General features: G+C 60.7%; 16 protein-coding genes and 2 pseudogenes. 6 read left to right on the forward strand and 12 right to left on the reverse strand.

The genetic code is table 11. The features are described from left to right. Positions 1 to 81 precede the first annotated feature (81 nt). From V8P77_RS23140 to V8P77_RS23155, 4 genes are all read right to left on the reverse strand, one after another. A complete protein-coding gene (locus tag V8P77_RS23140) occupies positions 82 to 1,440 on the reverse strand; it encodes an esterase-like activity of phytase family protein (RefSeq protein WP_335914439.1) in 1,359 nt (452 codons plus the stop codon). Positions 1,441 to 1,546: 106 nt separating this feature from the next. After that, positions 1,547 to 2,608, reverse strand: a complete 1,062-nt coding sequence (locus V8P77_RS23145) for an adenylate/guanylate cyclase domain-containing protein (protein WP_221997438.1) — start codon at positions 2,606 to 2,608, stop codon at positions 1,547 to 1,549. Between the two features lie 162 nt (positions 2,609 to 2,770). Next, a complete protein-coding gene (gene rnd / locus V8P77_RS23150; RefSeq protein ID WP_221997439.1) occupies positions 2,771 to 3,916 on the reverse strand; it encodes a ribonuclease D in 1,146 nt (381 codons plus the stop codon). 164 nt (positions 3,917 to 4,080) lie between these two features. Next, positions 4,081 to 5,472, reverse strand: coding sequence for a multicopper oxidase family protein (locus V8P77_RS23155; RefSeq protein ID WP_335914440.1), 1,392 nt, complete (start codon positions 5,470 to 5,472; stop codon positions 4,081 to 4,083). A 254-nt stretch (positions 5,473 to 5,726) separates the two neighbouring features. On the opposite strand from V8P77_RS23155, the gene aspS reads away from it, so the two are divergent. Further along, a complete protein-coding gene (aspS, locus tag V8P77_RS23160; RefSeq protein WP_335914441.1) occupies positions 5,727 to 7,517 on the forward strand; it encodes an aspartate--tRNA ligase in 1,791 nt (596 codons plus the stop codon). A gap of 64 nt (positions 7,518 to 7,581) precedes the next feature. Here aspS and V8P77_RS23165 read toward each other — a convergent pair. Beyond that, positions 7,582 to 7,980 (reverse strand): annotated as a pseudogene (locus V8P77_RS23165) (serine hydrolase); the annotation flags it as partial. On the opposite strand from V8P77_RS23165, the pseudogene V8P77_RS23170 reads away from it, so the two are divergent. After that, a pseudogene (locus tag V8P77_RS23170) lies at positions 7,973 to 8,410 on the forward strand (TetR family transcriptional regulator C-terminal domain-containing protein); the annotation flags it as partial. The pseudogenes V8P77_RS23165 and V8P77_RS23170 overlap by 8 nt on opposite strands. A gap of 59 nt (positions 8,411 to 8,469) precedes the next feature. On the opposite strand, the gene V8P77_RS23175 reads toward V8P77_RS23170, so the two are convergent. Next, a complete protein-coding gene (locus tag V8P77_RS23175; protein WP_335914442.1) occupies positions 8,470 to 9,657 on the reverse strand; it encodes an aq_1923 C-terminal domain in 1,188 nt (395 codons plus the stop codon). 234 nt (positions 9,658 to 9,891) lie between these two features. Between V8P77_RS23175 and parC the strand changes: the two genes are divergently transcribed. Together parC and V8P77_RS23185 are read left to right on the forward strand one after the other, a co-directional pair. Continuing rightward, on the forward strand, positions 9,892 to 12,147 hold the full coding sequence (gene parC / locus V8P77_RS23180; protein ID WP_335914443.1) for a DNA topoisomerase IV subunit A: 2,256 nt from the start codon (positions 9,892 to 9,894) through the stop codon (positions 12,145 to 12,147). Between the two features lie 156 nt (positions 12,148 to 12,303). Then, entirely contained in the window at positions 12,304 to 12,762 is a 459-nt protein-coding gene (locus V8P77_RS23185; RefSeq protein ID WP_335914444.1) for an SRPBCC family protein, read from the forward strand. On the opposite strand, the gene V8P77_RS23190 is transcribed toward V8P77_RS23185, so the two are convergent. From V8P77_RS23190 to hemB, 6 genes are all read right to left on the reverse strand, one after another. Beyond that, positions 12,746 to 13,141, reverse strand: a complete 396-nt coding sequence (locus tag V8P77_RS23190; protein WP_335914445.1) for a type II toxin-antitoxin system death-on-curing family toxin — start codon at positions 13,139 to 13,141, stop codon at positions 12,746 to 12,748. The genes V8P77_RS23185 and V8P77_RS23190 overlap by 17 nt on opposite strands. Continuing rightward, positions 13,141 to 13,362, reverse strand: a complete 222-nt coding sequence (locus tag V8P77_RS23195; protein ID WP_335914446.1) for an AbrB/MazE/SpoVT family DNA-binding domain-containing protein — start codon at positions 13,360 to 13,362, stop codon at positions 13,141 to 13,143. The genes V8P77_RS23190 and V8P77_RS23195 overlap by 1 nt, the downstream gene beginning before the upstream one ends. Positions 13,363 to 13,419: 57 nt before the next feature. Beyond that, on the reverse strand, positions 13,420 to 14,307 hold the full coding sequence (locus tag V8P77_RS23200) for a DMT family transporter (protein ID WP_335914447.1): 888 nt from the start codon (positions 14,305 to 14,307) through the stop codon (positions 13,420 to 13,422). After that, entirely contained in the window at positions 14,308 to 15,084 is a 777-nt protein-coding gene (locus V8P77_RS23205) for an arginyltransferase (protein ID WP_017959862.1), read from the reverse strand. A gap of 219 nt (positions 15,085 to 15,303) precedes the next feature. Next, positions 15,304 to 15,762, reverse strand: a complete 459-nt coding sequence (locus V8P77_RS23210) for an RDD family protein (RefSeq protein WP_003547150.1) — start codon at positions 15,760 to 15,762, stop codon at positions 15,304 to 15,306. A 102-nt stretch (positions 15,763 to 15,864) separates the two neighbouring features. Then, entirely contained in the window at positions 15,865 to 16,878 is a 1,014-nt protein-coding gene (gene hemB, locus V8P77_RS23215; protein ID WP_222339365.1) for a porphobilinogen synthase, read from the reverse strand. A gap of 233 nt (positions 16,879 to 17,111) precedes the next feature. On the opposite strand from hemB, the gene V8P77_RS23220 reads away from it, so the two are divergent. After that, a complete protein-coding gene (locus tag V8P77_RS23220; RefSeq protein ID WP_025394019.1) occupies positions 17,112 to 17,549 on the forward strand; it encodes a DUF6163 family protein in 438 nt (145 codons plus the stop codon). Positions 17,550 to 17,677: 128 nt separating this feature from the next. After that, positions 17,678 to 18,193, forward strand: coding sequence for a transcriptional regulator LdtR (gene ldtR, locus V8P77_RS23225; RefSeq protein ID WP_003547156.1), 516 nt, complete (start codon positions 17,678 to 17,680; stop codon positions 18,191 to 18,193). Positions 18,194 to 18,562 lie beyond the last annotated feature (369 nt).

Genomic DNA, 18,562 nt, shown 5'->3' on the forward strand with positions numbered 1-18,562 from the left:
CACACACGGCATTCCGCCAAATATCGACCACCAAAAAGGGCGCCGCCCACGCACCGCCCTCTATCTCACATCACGCTCGAATTACTTCGCGTTCAGGAACTCGCCAACCTCAAGCAGGCTGAACTCGTTATTGTCGGCCTTGTCGACGGCGCGGCCGGCCGAGAAGGGCAGGTTGTTGTCGTTGCCGATGATGATGTGCGTGGCGTCGACGCGGTCGACGTTTTCGATCGTCACGAACGGCATGTCGTAGACGCCGTCCTTGCTGCCGGCCTTCTTCTTGTTGTCGGGGTCCTGGATGTTCAGGAGGTCGATATAGCCGATCTTGCGGACAGCCTTGCCGACATTGGCATCGTTGAACTCGATTTTGTAGACGCGCTTCAGCACGGCCGGAGCTTCGAAGCAATCCGGCTTCGGTTGCTTCGGATCGGCGCAGGCCTTGTCGCTGGTGCCGGCGCCGTTGTCGCGCTCGATGACGAGAGCGGTCGTGTCGTCGAGCATGTTGAAATCGCCGATCGACACGCCCTTGTCTTCGAACGGATAGAACCAGCTGCGGCCGGTCCACTTCTTCGAAGCGACATCGAATTCGATGACGCGGATGGCGGTGTGGCCGTCGGCCGTTTCCACCGTGCCGTCATCCTTGTAGATGGCGCCCTCGAGCAGGCCGTAGAGCTTGGCGCCGTCCTTCGACATGGCGAGGCCTTCGAAGCCTCCGGAGCGCTTCAGATTAAAGACCGGCATCTTGGCGGCCGGGTTTGATGGAACCGAGAGAAGCGGATTGTCTGGCGAAAGCACCGGCTTGCCGTCGAGCGTCGTCGGGATGACGTCGGTGAGGCGGCCTGACGTGTCGAACTTCAGGATGTGGGGACCGAATTCGTCGCCGATCCAGAAGCCGTCGGCAACCGGCTGGATCGATTCGATGTCGAAGTCGGCGCCGGTGAGATAACGCGTGTCGGTGCCTTCGAGAACGATCGGGAACGGGGCGATCTTGTTGGGGTCGGAGAGGAAGAGCTTCTTGACGATCTCAGCCTTGTTGCCGGCCCAGTCGAACTTCATTTGGTGCAGGAAGAGCATGGAGTCCGACGAGTTGGACTTCGAGCCGAAACCGTTGTCGGAGAGCGTCCAGAAGGTACCGTCGGCCATCGTCTTGACGCCGGAGAAGCCTTGGATCGGCTGGCCGTCGAAAGGAAGCTTCAGATCGGTGACGCGAGCGCCGTCCTTGCCGGGAACGGTGCCGAGCGCTTCGGTACGCTTGCGGTCCGGCGTTGTAAACTTGCCGGAATGCTTGAGGAATTCGGGGGCATCGGCCGGCGCCGGAACCATGGTGTTGGCAGGCAGGATCGCCTGGCCCGCGAGCTTGGCCGGGAACTGCTGCTGGTCGGCCGAAGCGGAGCTCGCGACCAGGATGAAAAGCGATACGGAAGCAAAAAGGACGTTCTTCATAATATCCCCGTGGAGCGGATTGCAAAGGCCTTCCGCTTAGCAGGGCTTCCGTGTCAGCGAATTGACGGTTGGGTGAAGCTTTGGTGACGTGAGGTAGAGTTGTTACTCAGCCGTGCAGAATGACCGCCGGCGTGTTCAGTACGGTGACCGCGCGCGAGGAGAGCGCCATGACGCCGAGCGCCTGGCCGCGCCCCTTGACGGCATGGGTGCCGAGATCCTCGCATGTGATGTCGTCGGGAAAATCCATGCGCCGGGCAAGCTCGCTGGAGATCAGCACCGATCGGTTCAGACTGCGGCAAAGCGTCTCCAGCCGGGCAGTGGTGTTCACCGTATCGCCGAAATAGCTGATCTTGTGATGGTCGACGCCGATTTCGGCGGTAATGATCTCGCCGCCGTGAAGGGCGGCGCGGAGCTTCGGCACCTGCCCGTAATTCTTTCGCCAGCCGGCGGCATTGGCGTCGATATCGGCGAGGATATCGAAGATGCAGCGCACGCAACGCGCATTCTTGACGCCGCGGGCAAGTGGCCAGGTGATGATCGCCGCATCGCCGACATAGTCGTTGATCATGCCCTTGTGGCGCCTGACGGGCTCGGCGAAGGTCGCAAACAGCGAACTCAGCAGCTGTTGCGCCCTGAGGTCGCCGTGCTTCTCGGCAAAAGCCGTCGAATCGACGAGGTCGATGAACAGGAAGACGCGCTCTTCCTTGACCGGATTGCGGTAGCGGCTGATGAGCATGCTGAGGAAAACTTCACGACCAAGCAGTTCCCGCACGCGCAAGACGAAGATCAGCATGGTGCAGACCGCAAGCGCATAGAGGAAGACCTCGAACGGCATGATGACGAGGTCGAGGAGCGACACCGGCTTCACCATGCCGAGCCACCAGAGCAGCAGGCCGGCGCAGGCAAAGCCGATACTCATCAGGATTTCGTAGATCAGCAGCTCGGTGATGATGAAGGCGAAAGTCGGCAGCTTCTGGATGCGCCTGTAGAGTGCTCGAAACAGCACCTTGCGCTCGAAAGCGAGGATCGGCATGCCGATGAAGAGCGCGAAGATCGCCCCGATGATCGGCGTCTGATTGGAATAGAACATCAGATCATAGATGACGCCGCTGGTCGCAAGGACGATCGTGATCAGGATCCAATTCTGTGTCGGAGATATTTCCCGCATGCCGCCTCTGCGCCGTGATGTTTCTTCCCGCCATTGTTTCAGGCCGGAAAAAACCGTCAAGCGAATTCGAAATTACAGCCGCGCGTCTTTTCAGACGCGCGGCTGTAGCATTTGAATGACTGCGCTTAAATCGATGCCGGTTTAAGGCGTGATGCAGTCGCCTCAGAGGCTGACGGTTTCGACCTTCCGGTCGACGAAACGCAGAGCGATCGCGCCCTGGATCAGTTGCAGTGCCGGCTCGCCGAAAAGATCGCGCCGCCAGCCGTGCAGGGCAGCGACTTCGGCCTTCTCGCCCTCGGCGGCGATCTTGTCGAGATCTTCGCTATTGGCGATCACCTTCGGCGCCACGCCGTGTTTTTCCGAAATCAGCTTCAGCAGAACCTTCAACAATTCAACGGCGGCAGCGGCCCCTTCGGGCGCCTGCGCCTGGCGTGGCACATGCGGCATATCGGCCTTCGGAAGAGCAAGAGCGGTGTTGACGGCCTCGATAACCGCAGCGCCGGAAGTTGAGCGCTCCCAACCCTTCGGAATGGTGCGCAGACGGCCGAGCGCCTCTGTATCCTTGGGCTGCTGCTGGGCGATCTCGTAGATCGCATCATCCTTCAGCACCCGCGAACGCGGCACGTTGCGGGCCCGCGCCTCGCGTTCACGCCAGGCGGCGACATATTTCAGGATCGCCAGCTCCTGCGGCTTGCGCAGGCGCATCTTCAGCCGCTGCCAGGCATCGTCTGGATGCATGTCGTAGGTTTCGCGCGACTCGAGAACGTCCATTTCCTCGGAGAGCCAAGAGGTGCGGCCTTCGCGTTCGAGTTCCGCCTTCAGCGACAGGTAGACGTCGCGCAGGTGGGTGACGTCGGCCAGCGCATAATCCAGCTGTTTGTCCGACAGCGGCCGGCGGCTCCAGTCGGTGAAGCGCGACGACTTGTCGATATGGACGTTCTTGATGCGGCTGACCAACTGGTCATAGGAGACGCTGTCGCCGAAGCCGCAGACCATGGCGGCGACCTGCGTGTCGAAGATCGGATGCGGAATGAGATTGCCGCGATTGAAGATGATTTCGATGTCCTGGCGGGCCGCATGAAAGACCTTCAGCACCTTCGTATCGGCCATCAGCTCGAAGAAGGGGGCGAGATCGATGCCCTTGGCCAGCGGATCGACGAGAACTTCCGTCGTCGGGCTTGCCATCTGGATCAGGCAGAGCTCCGGCCAGAAGGTCGTTTCGCGCAGGAATTCGGTGTCGATGGTGATGAAGTCGGACTTGGCCAGCTCTTTGCAGGCGGCCGCCAAATCGGCGGTGGTTTCGATCATATCATTTCATTCGCAAGGAAAAGGTCGGTTAAACCTTCCTTCTCCTTTCGGTTCGATATGTCAATACAACAGCATACGCTTCGAGCATTGCTGGCTAAGAATCACGTCCAAACTGAGGCAAGGCGCGATGCATGGCGGCAATCGCGGTGAAAGTGCAGGCAGTCTCAGCTTACCCTGAGATAGCTCGTCATCCCCGTCTTCTGGTGCTCGATGATATGGCAATGCAGCAGCCAGTCGCCGGGATTGTCGGCGACGAAGGCAAGCTGCACCTTCTCGTCCGGCTGGATGAGATAGGTATCGGACACTAGCGGCATCACCTCCCGCGTCGAGGAGTAGATCACCGTGAAACTCATCCCGTGCAGGTGGATCGGATGGGCATGCGGCGTGGTATTCTCCAGATTGAAGACATAGCTCTTGCCAAGCTTCAATTCCGCAAGCGGCGCTGTCGGATCGGGCGTGTCGCCCGGCCATGGCACCTTGTTGATGGCCCAGAAACTGTAGCCGAGCGTGCCGCAGATGCTTTCGACGGCGGCATTCTCGGCAGTGGCGCTGAGCACCAGTGGGATCTGCTCGGCAGCGGTTAGATCGGCCTTCGGGACGGGGTTGTCGACAAGCGGCCCAAGATCGCCGATGGCGCGCTTCAACGACGATCCGACCGCGCGCAGGCTGGCGATCGTCTTCGGCGCCGTGCCGCGGATATCCTCCAGTGTCGCGACCGCACCTTCACCATCAGGCATGCGCACGGCAAGATCGAGCCGTTGACCCGGTCCGATCTGCAGGAGGTCGAGGGGAAAACGCTTCGGCACCGGATTGCCGTCGATCGCGATGACGGTGGCGTCGGCGCCTTCCATCTTCAGCGAGAAGATCCGCGTCACGTCGGTCACGGCAATGCGCAGCCGCACCAGCCCGCCGGTCGGCATGTCATATCGCGGTTCCTGTTGCCAGTTGGCGGTGCGGACCGTGCCGTAGGTGCCGGTCTTGGCAGCGTCGCGCGGCCGGAAGGGAGCGATGAATTGCCCGTCGCCGCCAAGCCGCCAGTCGCGCAGGTTCAGCACCACCTCGGCATCGAATTCCGGATCGGCCGGATCTTCGACGACGATGAGGCCGGTCATGCCGTGTCCCATCTGCGTCAGCGTGTTGCAATGCGGATGGTACCAGAAGGTGCCGGCATCGGGCGGCGTGAAGGTATAATCGAAGCTGTCGCCGGTGTAGACGTAGGGCTGCGTCATGAACGGCACGCCGTCCATGCGGTTGTCGATGCGAAGTCCGTGCCAATGGATCGTCGTCGGCTCGTCGAGACCGTTTTTCAGCCGCGCCGCATAGGGTCGCCCCTTCGTCATCCTGAGAACCGGCGGCATGCCGTCATGGCCCCAGCTCATGATATCCCTGGTCGGTCCCGCCTCGGTTAGCATAACCTCGGTCTTCACCGCCGTCAGCAGCTGCGGCTCGGGAGCCGCCTCGGCAAACCCGAATTTACCGGCAATGCCGATGCCGACGCCATAGGCACCCGCAACAGCGGATGCCTGGAGAAGGTTGCGTCGGCTAAGGAGAGGCATGCGGATGCTCCACGGTGAGAATGCCGATCCTTTTAAAGTTGACCGGCATCTTCATCAATATAGGAAGTGCGGCCAAACTGCCGCAGCATACGGGTCGCAGCCTCGCCATAAACGCGTGTCAAACGCCCGGTCGCGTGCGCCAAGCCTTGACAAATCGGAGCGTCCATGCGCTTTTCCGCCCGATTTTCTTGTCGGCGCTTGAGGGTCTTGGAACCCTTGCTGCCGTCTTAAGCCACATGCCAGGATTTGAGATCATGCATCGCTATCGCAGCCACACATGCGCCGCCCTCCGCAAGTCGGATGTCGGCTCGACCGTCCGTATTTCCGGCTGGGTTCACCGCGTTCGCGACCATGGCGGCGTTCTCTTCATCGACCTTCGCGACCATTACGGCATCACCCAGGTCGTCGCCGATCCCGACAGCCCGGCCTTCAAGATGGCGGAAACCGTGCGCGGCGAATGGGTCATCCGCATCGATGGCCTCGTCAAGGCCCGCACCGAAGACACCGTCAACAAGACCATGGCGACCGGCGAGATCGAGCTCTACGCACAGGAGATCGAAGTCCTCTCCGCCGCCAAGGAATTGCCGCTGCCGGTCTTCGGCGAGCCGGACTATCCCGAAGACGTCCGCCTGAAGTATCGCTTTCTCGATCTTCGCCGCGAAACGCTGCACCGGAACATCGTCAAGCGCACCCAGGTCATCTCGGCCATGCGCCGCGAAATGGGCAATGTCGGCTTTACGGAATACACGACGCCGATCCTGACGGCCTCCTCGCCGGAAGGCGCGCGCGACTTCCTCGTGCCGTCGCGCATCCATCCCGGCACTTTCTATGCGCTGCCGCAAGCGCCGCAGCAGTACAAGCAGCTGCTGATGGTTGCCGGCTTCGACCGCTACTTCCAGATCGCGCCGTGCTTCCGCGACGAAGACCCGCGTGCCGACCGCCTGCCGGGCGAATTCTACCAGCTCGACCTCGAAATGAGCTTCGTCACCCAGGAAGACGTCTGGAACACGATGGGCCCGCTGATGACTTCGATCTTCGAGGAATTCGCCGAAGGCAAGCCGGTCACCAAGGAATGGCCGCGCATCCCCTATGACGAGGCGATCCGCAAATATGGTTCCGACAAGCCGGACCTGCGCAACCCGATCGTCATGCAGGCGGTGACCGAGCATTTTGCCGGCTCTGGCTTCAAGGTTTTCGCGGGCATGATCGCCTCCAACCCGAAGGTCGAGATCTGGGCTATTCCGGCCAAGACTGGCGGTTCCAGAGCGTTCTGCGATCGCATGAATGCCTGGGCGCAGTCGACCGGTCAGCCTGGTCTCGGTTACATCTTCTGGCGCAAGGAAGGTGACAAGCTCGAGGGCGCCGGCCCGCTTGCAAAGAACATCGGCGAGGAGCGCACCGACGCGATCCGTACCCAGCTCGGCCTCGATGACGGTGACGCGTGCTTCTTCGTTGCCGGCGATCCGGCCAAGTTCTACAAGTTTGCCGGTGAAGCCCGCACCAAGGCCGGCGAAGAGCTGAACCTTGTCGATCGCGACCGTTTCGAACTCTGCTGGATCGTCGACTTCCCGTTCTTCGAATGGAGCGAGGAAGAAAAGAAGGTCGATTTCGCCCACAACCCGTTCTCCATGCCGCAGGGCGGCCTCGATGCGCTGCAGAACCAGGATCCGCTGACCATCAAGGCGTTCCAGTACGACGCCGTCTGCAACGGCTTCGAAATCGCCTCGGGCTCGATCCGCAACCAGTCGCCGGAAACCATGGTTGCCGCCTTCGAGAAGGTCGGCCTCAGCCAGCAGGATGTCGAGGATCGTTTCGGCGGCCTCTATCGTGCCTTCCAGTATGGCGCGCCCCCGCATGGTGGCGCCGCCTTCGGCATCGACCGTATCGTCATGCTGCTCGTCGGCGCGAAGAACCTGCGCGAAATCTCGCTATTCCCGATGAACCAGCAGGCCCAGGACCTGCTGATGGGGGCGCCGAGCCCGGCAACGCCGACACAACTGCGCGAACTCTCGATCCGGCCGATCCCGCCGGTCAAGAAAGACTGAGATCGTCTGATCCCGAATGCAAAAAGCCCGGCAAATCGCCGGGCTTTCCATTTTGTTCGCTCGCTCACAATGCCGCGTAGATTGCTTCGCGAAGATCGACTGTGAACTTGCCCCACATGCCCTCCAGCGTCGTGTTGGTCAGCGCAACGACGGTCAGCCCGTTGACCGGATCGATGAACCAGCTATGGCCGTAGACGCCGCCCCATTTCAGCGTGCCTTTGGGGAAGGGGACGCCTGCCTCGGCCGGATTGGTGATGACTGACCAGCCGAAGCCAAAGCCGGAGCCGGGTTCGTGCTGCTGGCGACGCCCGCCGGCCTGGTCCGCCATCATCATCCCTACGGTTTCGGTCGCGAGCAGCGGTGCGCCACCCCTACGGATGGTTTCGAGTATGGCCAGGATATCACCCGCCGTTCCCGCCATGCCGGCACCGCCGGAATGATAGGAGGCGGGGTCGGCCGATCTTTACCGCGCCGCGCTGGAGCAATACCGAGGGCTGGGCGCCGATACGTTTTCCGCGCTCGGCGAGCCGATCGACACCGTCTCCGCCTTCGAGCGCATATTGCGTGGCTCGGCTGCGATTTTCTCGGCGCCGGAGCATCCGAAAGGCTGCATGATCTCGACGGCCGTGCTGAACTGCGCCAGCGAGAACGCCGTGATCGCCGACCATGTCGCAGCGATGCGTCGTCGGTCGCTGGACGCTTTCACGGCGAGGATCGAGCGTGGCATCCGCGAGGGCGACATGAAGCCAGAGACGAACCCCCGCGCGCTGGCACGGTTCCTCGGTGCCATCATCCAGGGCATGTCGGTGCAGGCGAGGGACGGCGCATCGCCAGAGGAGTTGCTTGATATCGCAGTCCTCGCCATCGCCGAGGTCGCCCGTCATCGCGCCTGAAAACGAAAAGGCCCGGCAGTACCGAACTGCCGGGCCTTTTCGTCGCAAGATCGAAGCGATCAGTCGTTGGCGGTAACCTTGACGCCAAGCACCTGCGGCAGAGTGTTCGGAGCACCCATGGCGGCGCCCACGATCGTCGGGAACGGCACCGGTTTTTCAGGAGCGGCCTTGACAGTCAGGCTCTTCGGGTCGTCGAGGAAGGTGTTGACCGCTGCTGAAACGGCGTTCTGCAGTTCGGGGATATTGAGCTGCGCCAGCATGATCGGCGTCATCGCCTTCAGCGAATCCGCCATCTGTTTGCCGGACATGTTCTGCTGTGCACCGGCATAATCGAGCGCGCGCTTGGTGATCGAAGCATCTTCGAAACGCACCTGTGCGGCCTCGAAGGACAGCTGCTGCATCAGGCCGAGCATGGCAAGACCAAGCGCCTGCTGTGATTCCTCCTTGTTCGGGTTGGCTTCGGATTGCTTCATCGCATCCTGCAGCGATTTCACGAAGGGCATCGTGTAACCTGAGATCTTGAAGCCAAGGTTCAGCTTGCCGATGTTGGTGAAGTCGAAGGCGAATTCCGAAATGTCGATCGTGCCGGGTGCCAATTCCCAGGCGCCCTTCATGGTGATGTCGCCCTGGATGTGCTGCAGGGCCAGCTTCTCGATCGCGTCCTTGCTCTGCGGATCCTCAGCCTTGCTGAGATCGGCCTTCATGCTTTTGAAGGCGCCGTCGAAATCGAAACCGGATTCGTCTTCGCGCAGCGTCAGGTTGACGTCGCTTTCGAGCACCGAGAACAATTCCGCCCCATCCTTGACCACCTTCAGCGGGCCGGTATGGGCAGTTTCGTAGAGCATCATGGTATCGAGCGTGTCGCCGCCCGGCGTTGCCGGGATCGAGATGCCGCCGAGCGTCAGCTCCTGAGCCGTGACCGTGACCCCGTCTTTCGTGGTGTTGATATCGGGGAAGGCGGCCTCTTCGATGTAATAGCCGCCATCCTCGTCTTCTTCGACGCCGGAAAGGGTGACTTCGCCAACGGCCAGGCTTTCGCCGCCGGCAGATTTGACGCTGACATTCTTCAGCGTCGCGGTCGTGCCCTCGATATCGACGCTGTCAGCCGAAATCGTTCCGCCTTGTGCGGCATAGGCGGCATTGAGCTTCTTCAGCAGATCGGCGCCGTCGAGAGCGAAAGCCGAGCCGGCGAGCGAGAAAAAGGCTGCGCTCGATAGCATCAGCCGCGTTGTCCGGTAAAAGTTCATGGGGTGATTCCTCTGGTGGCGTGGTGGCGGTTGGAAATCTGCAGTGACGCTACTACGGATTGGGCCTGCTTTATATTTGCCGACCTCTAAATTTTTGTTGAGAGGAACGGCAAACGAAGTCCAAATTGCGGCGGAGCGTTTGTCTCATCCTTTGATGTCGGTCCCAAGCTTCATCCACAGCTGCAATGGCCCGGATTCCTTGCCCGCCGGCCGCTTCTGGGCTAGTCAGAACCTATGGGACAAGAGATTTTGCCGCCTTCAGGCGGAGACGACGATCACATCCAGCCGGTCGACCTCAAGGCGGCGCTCGAGCAGCGTTACCTTGCCTATGCGTTGTCGACCATCATGCACCGCGCCCTGCCTGACGTGCGCGACGGGCTGAAGCCTGTCCATCGCCGCATCGTCTACGCGATGAACGAGATGGGGCTGAGGCCGAACTCGGCCTTCAGAAAATGCGCCAAGATCGTCGGCGAGGTGATGGGTAACTACCATCCACACGGCGACCAGTCGATCTACGATGCGCTTGCCCGTCTCGCCCAGGATTTCTCGCAGCGCTACACGCTGGTCAACGGCCAGGGCAATTTCGGCAATATCGACGGCGATAGCCCCGCCGCCATGCGTTACACCGAATCGAAGATGACGGCGGTCTCCGAACTGCTGCTCGAAGGCATCGATCAGGATGCCGTCGATTTTCGCGACACTTACGACGAATCGAATTCCGAGCCGGTCGTCCTTCCCGGCGCCTTCCCGAATCTGCTCGCCAACGGCTCCTCCGGCATCGCTGTCGGCATGGCGACCTCGATCCCGTCGCACAATGCCCACGAGCTTTGCGACGCCGCCCTGTATCTGATCAAGCATCCCGATGCGACCGTCGAAAAGCTCGTCGAATTCATTCCCGGCCCGGATTTCCCCACCGGCGGCATCATCATCGACAACCGCGACAGCATCATCGAGAGCTACCGCACCGGCCGTGGCGGTTTCCGCGTCCGGGCGAAATGGCAGACGGAAGATCTCGGCCGCGGCGGCTACCAGATCGTCATCACCGAAATTCCCTTCCAGGTGCAGAAATCGCGGCTGATCGAGAAGATCGCCGAGCTGCTGATCGCCCGCAAGCTGCCGCTGCTGGAAGATATCCGCGACGAATCGGCCGAAGACATCCGTGTCGTGCTGGTGCCGAAGACCCGCAGCGTCGATCCGACGATCCTGATGGAATCGATGTTCAAGCTGACGGAGCTCGAAAGCCGCTTCCCGCTCAACATGAACGTGCTCTCCATGGGCCGCATCCCGCGGGTCATGGCGCTGAACGAGGTGTTGAAGGAGTGGCTGGACCACCGCCGCGAAGTTCTGCAGCGCCGTTCGCGCTTCCGTCTGGCGGCGATCGACAGACGCCTCGAAATCCTCAGCGGCCTGCTGGTCGCCTACCTCAACATCGATGAGGTCATCCGCATAATCCGCGAGGAGGACGAGCCGAAGCCGGTGATGATGGCGCGCTGGGATCTGACCGACAATCAGGTCGAGGCGATCCTCAATATGCGGTTGCGCGCCTTGCGCAAGCTGGAAGAGTTCGAGATCCGCAAGGAATTCGACGAACTCACCAAGGAGAAGGGCGAGATCGAGGTACTGCTTTCCTCCGACGACAAGCAGTGGCAGACGGTCGCCTGGGAAATCGGCGAAGTGAAGAAGAAATTCGCCAAGGCGACCGAGGTCGGCCGCCGCCGCACCCAGTTTGCCGACGCGCCCGAGACCGACGAGGAAGCAATCCAGCAGGCGATGATCGAGAAGGAACCGATCACCGTCGTCATTTCCGAAAAGGGCTGGATCCGCGCGTTGAAGGGCCATATCGCCGATACGGCGGCGCTGACCTTCAAAGAAGGCGACGGCTTGAAGATCGCCTTCCCGGCGCAAACCACGGACAAGATCCTGATCGTCACCACAGGTGGCAAGGCCTTCACGCTCGGCGGCGACAAGCTGCCGGGCGGCCGCGGTCACGGCGAGCCGCTGCGCATTATCGTCGATATGGATAATGATCAGGCGGTGCTGACCGCTTTCGTCCACGATCCCTCGCGCAAGCAGCTGATCGTCTCGACCGCCGGCAATGGCTTCGTCGTTCCGGAGGCCGAGCTGGTCGCCAATACGCGCAAGGGCAAGCAGATCATGAATGTCGGGCTGCCTGAGGAAACGCAGCTGCTCGTGCCCGTCAGCGGCGACCATGTCGCCGTCGTCGGCGAAAACCGCAAACTGCTGGTCTTCCCGCTGGCGCAGGTGCCGGAAATGTCGCGCGGCAAAGGCGTGCGTCTGCAGCGTTACAAGGATGGCGGCATTTCCGACGTCCGCTGCTTCGCGATATCAGACGGCCTCGTCTGGGAAGACAGCGCCGGCCGCACATTCACGAAGAACAAGGACGAACTTGCCGAATGGCTGGCCGACCGCGCTACCGCCGGCCGCACCGTGCCGAAGGGTTTTCCGCGTAGCGGCAAATTCGCCGGCTGAGGTCTAAAATTTCCGCGTTCGGCTCTTGGCGGGCGCGGGAACTTCTCTATCTCACTCCTGTTACCAAAAATAAGAGAAGGCCGGTTCCGAAGGCGGACGGAATGGCCGTGGCCGTGCGCTTGGGGAAGTGCGCGCGCCCTTACAGGAGGAAAATCGATGCCCGCCAGCACCATCAAATTGCATGTCAGTCACACCTACAAAGCGCCGCCCACTGTCGTCTACGACGCCTGGCTCAACCCCGAAATCGCCCGTCGTTTCCTGTTTGCGACCGATGACGGTCATGTCATCCGCGCCGATATCGATCCGCGTGTCGGCGGCCGATTCTTTGTCGTCGACCGCCGCCCGACCGGCGACGCCTTTCACCAGGGTGTCTTCCTGGAACTGAAGCGCCCGCGACGCATGGTCTTCAGCTTTTCCGTCGAGGAGCACGATCACAACTGCGACCGCGTCGAGATCGACATCGAACCTCTCGGCAGCGGCAGCCGTCTGACGCTGACCCATGAAATGTGCGCCGAATGGGCCGAACACGAGGAAAAGACCCGGAAGGGCTGGGCGCATGTGGTCGAAGGGCTGGGCAGGGAACTGGAGCAGCAGCAGTTCAAGGCGACGGGTTGAGCGGCATGCTGAAATCCCGCAGGAAGCGGGTCGCACCTTCTTCGTCGATCTCGCCGGCGGCTACGGCAAGAACGAAGGCGTAGAGATTGGCATCGGTCGTTTCGATCTCGTAGCCATTTTCGAGAAGGAACACACCGGCGGTTACGATCGCGATCCGCTTGTTGCCGTCGACGAATGCATGGTTGCGGGCAAGGCCGAAAAGATAGGCGGCGGCGAGTTCGATGACGTCGTCGCAGCCGTAATTTGCCTTGTGCATCGGCCGGCCGAGAGCAGATTCCAGGGCGCCTTCGTCACGCAGTCCCGCCAGACCGCCAAAGCGCTCGATCTGCATTTTCTGCAGGCTCTCGACCAATGCTCTCGTCAGAAATTTGAAGGCCATTATTCGGCCAGCTTTTTCAAGGCGACCTTATACTTTTCCATGAAATATCGCGCCGCCTCGAGCTGACGGGACAAATCCTCATCGGCCGGTTTCAACGTGATACCGCCGTTTTCCATCTGCAATTCCAGGGAATCGCCGGCCTTCAACCCAAGACGGTCGAGAGCTTCCTTGGGGATGATGACCCCCTCGGAATTGCCGATCTTGCGGATCGTGACGTTCATCGCTTCATCCTCAATGTAATAACGTGGTTATAACATGATGAGGAAACGGCGACAATCTTATCCTGCCATTTGCCTGATGCTTTTCCTCCGCACCATCCAGATGGAATGCGCTGCGATCGCCGTCACCAGGATGCCGCCACCGATCAGCGTCATCGGCGCTGGCGTTTCCGCAAAGATCAGCCAGACCCAGATCGGCGCGAGCACGGTTTCGAGCAGGTAGAACATGCCGACCTCCGGCGCGGAGAGGTAGCGCGGCCCGGTCGCCAGACACCAGAAGGCAAGCGGCATCATCACCGCACCGTTAAAGAGGATCCAGGCCGGATGATCGATCGAAAAACCGCCTGCCGGCATGATTAAGATCAGGCCGACTGCCGCCGGCAGCACCGTCGAAAGCAGCGAGACGAAGCCCATCTCCCGGCGGGATGCGCGGCTGATGGTGATGGCGGCGGCAATGATGAAGGCGGTAAGCAGCGCCATGATATCGCCGAAGAGATGGCCGCCCGAAAGCCCGTCCCGCACGATCAGGCCGACTCCGAAGATCATCGCGGCCATGGCGATCAGCGTTGCCAGCGCCGGCCGCTCCTTGAGGAAAATCCAGGAAAGAAGCGCAGCGAACATCGGGTTGAAGGCGACGATGAAAACAACATTGGCCGTCGACGTGTTGAAAACGGCGAGAAGGAAGATCACCGTCGTCAGCCCGTAGAGCAGACCGGTGACGAGGCCCGGCCAGCCCGGCACGAGCACTGGCCATCGCCCCTTGGCGAGCCTGAGCGCCGTTGCAACCAGAAGCGTCACGCCAAGGGTCGCGATGCTTCTTACGGCAAGGATCGACCACAGCTCGCCGTCGGCGAGCCTCATCAGCGGGATATCCACGGAAAGCGCCAGCCCGCCGATCGCCGTCAGCAACAGGCCCTTCCGATGGTCGGAAAGAGCGGTGGGGAACATTCAGTCGTGGGTGCTCTCGGGCATGGATGAGGGATCGAAGCGTTCCCAGCCGCGCGGGGTCAGATGCTCCTGCGGCTGGAAGCGCGTCTTGTAGTCCATTTTCCGCGACCCTTGAACCCAGTAGCCGAGGTAGACATGCGGCAGTCCCAACGCTTTCGTGCGCCTGACATGATCGAGAATCATGAAGGTGCCGAGCGAACGCCGCTCAAGCGCCGGATTAAAATAGGAATAGACCATCGACAACCCGTCGCTCATCGTGTCGGTCAGCGCAGCGCCAAGCAGCTCGCCCTTCGGGCGCTGCTCCAGTCCCGAGCCTTCCTCACGCAGGCGATATTCGATGATCCTCGTATTCACATGCGTGTCTTCCACCATGATTGCATAGTCGAGCACGGTCATGTCGGACATGCCGCCCTGCTGGTGGCGAAAATCGAGATAGCGCCGGAAGAGCGAATATTGCTCGCTGGAAGGCTGGGCCGCGAATTCGGTGGCGATGACGTCGGAATTGGCGGCAAGCACCCGCTTCATCGATTTGGTCGGTTCGAATTCCTGAGCGAGAATTCTCACGGAAACGCAGGCGCGACAGGATTCGCAGGCCGGGCGATAAGCGATGTTCTGTGAGCGGCGGAAACCGCCCTGCGTCAGGATGTCGTTCATCTCGGCGGCGCGCGGGCCGACCAGATGGGTGAATACCTTGCGCTCCATCTCATGCGGCAGGTACGGACACGCAGCCGGAGCCGTCAGATAAAACTGCGGGGATGGCGTCGTCTGCGTATTCATTTGTCGCGGAAATTTCCTTATCGAGACCGTGCCGTTTCCTGACAGCATGACCTAAGAATAAAAAACGTCAACAGCGGGGCGCGTTTCGCCCTTCATATCAGTCTTCTAATTTTAGATATGGAGCGCCGGCGCCCGTCGACAAAGAGACGGCGGAGACTTTATTTCGTCTCCGCCCCCGAGATCGCAGTTAGGGTTTCAGCCAAGGTCTCAGCCAAAGTCTCAGGCTGTGCGCACCGTCGCCGTGCCCACAAGCAAGTCGTGAACGAGACGGCTGCGCTCGATAAACAGGCCGGCAAGCAGGATCAGCGGCGTTAGCACCGAGTTGAGGATCCAGAACAGTGCCAGATGGACGATCGCCGTCATGAAATCCATCGGCCGTCCATCGACGCGCACGATCGCGATCCCCATGGCGCGCATACCGAGCGAGGCCTGGCTCGGCCCGCCCACCGTCAGGCCGAAGTAAATGCCGGCGACGATGACGAAGAGGGCAGGGTAGAGAAAGAAGCCAAGCCCCAGCGTGACGATCGACAGGAAGAATAGAACGATCGCCGCGGGAATGCAGAGCAGCGCCACGATGACGTAGTCGAGGATAAAGGCGAAGACCCGGCGGCTCAACACGCCGCTATAGGCGCGCCAGTCCTCCGGTGCGGCATAAAGCGGATTGGGGTTGTAGCTCATCTCAATCTCCTCAGGAAAAGCGATGCCGCTGATATGGTATCGGCAGGGCCAAATGCAATAATCTGCCCTGGGTGCGGATGATTTTAGCCGGATCGGCCAGAATCAGCGTTTGCTGAGAATCCTCGCCACTTCGACCGCGAAATAGGTGAGGACGCCGTCGCAGCCTGCCCGCTTGAACGACAGCAGCGTCTCGAGCATTGCCCGCTCGCCATCGATCCAGCCATTCATCGCTGCCGCCTTGATCTGGGTATATTCGCCGGAAACCTGGTAGGCGAAGGTCGGCAGGCCAAAAGCCTCCTTCATCCGCCAGCAGATATCGAGATAGGGCAGGCCGGGCTTGACCATCAGCATGTCGGCGCCTTCCTCGACGTCGAGGGCAGCGTCGCGGATCGCCTCGGTGCCGTTGGCGGGGTCGATATAATAGGTCTTCTTGTCGCCTTTCAGCAGACCGCCCGTCGAGATCGCCTCGCGATAGGGACCGTAGAAGGCGGAGGCGAATTTCGTCGCATAGCTCATGATGCCGACGCTCTGGTGGCCGGCCGCATCGAGTGCCATGCGGATCGCGCCGATGCGTCCATCCATCATTTCCGACGGCGCGATAATGTCGGCGCCGGCATCTGCCTGCATCACGGCGGCGCGCGCCACCTGATCGACCGTTTCGTCGTTGACGATCTCGCCGCCTCTGAGAATGCCGTCATGGCCGTGGCTGGTGAAGGGATCGAGCGCGACGTCGGTAATGATGCCAATATTGGGCACCGCCTTCTTGATCGCCGCCGTCGCCTGATTGATCAGATTGTTGGCTTCGAGGCTGTTCGAGCCGGTCTCGTCGCGCAGCTCCATCTCGATATTCGGAAAGGTGGCGAGTGCGGGAATGCCGAGGCCGGCCGCTTCGCGCGCGGCTTCGACGGCCTTGTCGATGCTCATGCGGTTGACGCCGGGCATGGCAGCGATCGGATCGACGATGCCGGAACCCGGCACGATGAAGATCGGCCAGATCAGGTCGTCGACCGTCAGCCGGTTCTCCTGCACCAGCCGGCGCGTCCAATCCGCCTTGCGGTTGCGCCGCATGCGGCGATGGCCGGTGATGTCGTCGACGAGATGAGTCCTATCCTGCATGATATCTATCCCTGGCCCATTCCATTTATCGGAGCGCTCATTATCATGGCGTCAGGAAAATCCAAACCGGACGATTGGCCGCGGCGGAAGAACCTCTGGCGCATGATGCCGATAATCGGAATCGATTTTTCGGGGGTATGCGCAAACTCAAAGTGATAAAGCGTTCTCCAGCGCGTCTTGTCAGACCCGCGGCGTTCTTTATGAAGATGCAACCTCAAACCGATGTCTGCGCTATGGAAACCGAATCCCCGACGATACCGAAACGCACACTGGCGGATATCCTCTTCATTCTCTTCCTGAGGCTGGTTGCCTTGTCCTGCTTCTGGTTCGGCCTGCAATATTGGGCGATGCTCGTCGGCTATTCGCTGGTCGGCGCCGGCCGCTTCGATCTTTTGAGCCTGCCATGGAAGGTGGCGAGCACCAGCCTCGCCGTGCTCTTCCCCGTCGCCTCCCTCGGCCTCTGGCTCACCGTCTCCTGGGGACCGGTCATCTGGGTGCTGGCCGCTGGCGGGCAGATCCTCATGTATGGCCTGCTGCCGGATATTTTCGGCCCTAATCAACTGATCATCCTGCTGCATGTCATCGTCGCCGTGGTCTACTTGATTTTCCGCCTGCTGCTCTGGCTGGAAAAGCGCCGGCATCGCCGCCAGGTAAGTGTTGATTTACCTTGAGACAACGTGGAGTTACCGGTAAGGCTCCGTTAAGCCTGCGGTTTAAGTCGAATTTTATATGTATTCGATAGGGTCTCACTCAAGGCGGGAAGAAAACACACCGCCAAACAAACAGTGAGGCAGTCAATATGAACACGAAAATCAAGCCACAGGCGGTATCGACCTTCCGTGACCAGCAGGACCACGACATCCGTGATCTTTACATGGAATCCCTTCATCTCGTTGAACGTCTGCACCGTCGTCTTCTCGACGTCATCAAGGACGAATTCGACCGCCAGGGTCGCAGCGACGTCAACGCCATCCAGGCGCTGCTCCTTTTCAACATCGGTAATTCCGAGCTGACCGCCGGCGAGCTGCGCTCGCGTGGCTACTATCTCGGCTCCAACGTCTCCTACAACGTCAAGAAGCTGGTCGATCTCGGTTTCATCAACCACCAGCGCTCGCGCATCGACCGCCGCTCGGTCCGCATCAGCCTGACCGAAACCGGCCAGGACATCGCCGAAACGGTGGCCAAGCTCTACGAACGCCACATCGCCTCGATCGACAAGGTCGGCGGCATCGGCACCGACGAGTTCACGCAGATGAACAAACTGCTCCAGCGTCTGGATCGTTTCTGGAACGACCAGATCTTGTATCGCCTCTGAGACCCCTGACCTCCTTCCAGGGTTGGCCAAAACTGGATGCGTCCCTGCGCGTCCGGTTTTGCCGTTTGCTCTCGCGTGGCATCTTTGCAACGCAAGGCAGGCAAGCGCAAAGCCCGGTATTCAAGCCGTTTTTTAGCCGTTATTAACCGGCACGCTTTACCCCGTCATATGGTTCGCTGCGTCCTGTTTCCGGCAGTCGGCAAGTCCGTCTTTCGGCCCGGCAACACGAATTGGCCATATTGGTGTGGCAGCGGAAGGCTTAACAACCGGCGCTTTCAATAGACCGATCAGGACTGTTCAGGCTGCCGCATCGCAATCTTGTGATGGGGCAAGCGGAATTTTTCGGTGCGCCGGGACAACGAATGGACT

Origin of the sequence: Rhizobium aouanii, from assembly GCF_037002925.1 — a bacterium.
In the GTDB taxonomy this organism is placed as follows: domain Bacteria; phylum Pseudomonadota; class Alphaproteobacteria; order Rhizobiales; family Rhizobiaceae; genus Rhizobium; species Rhizobium aouanii.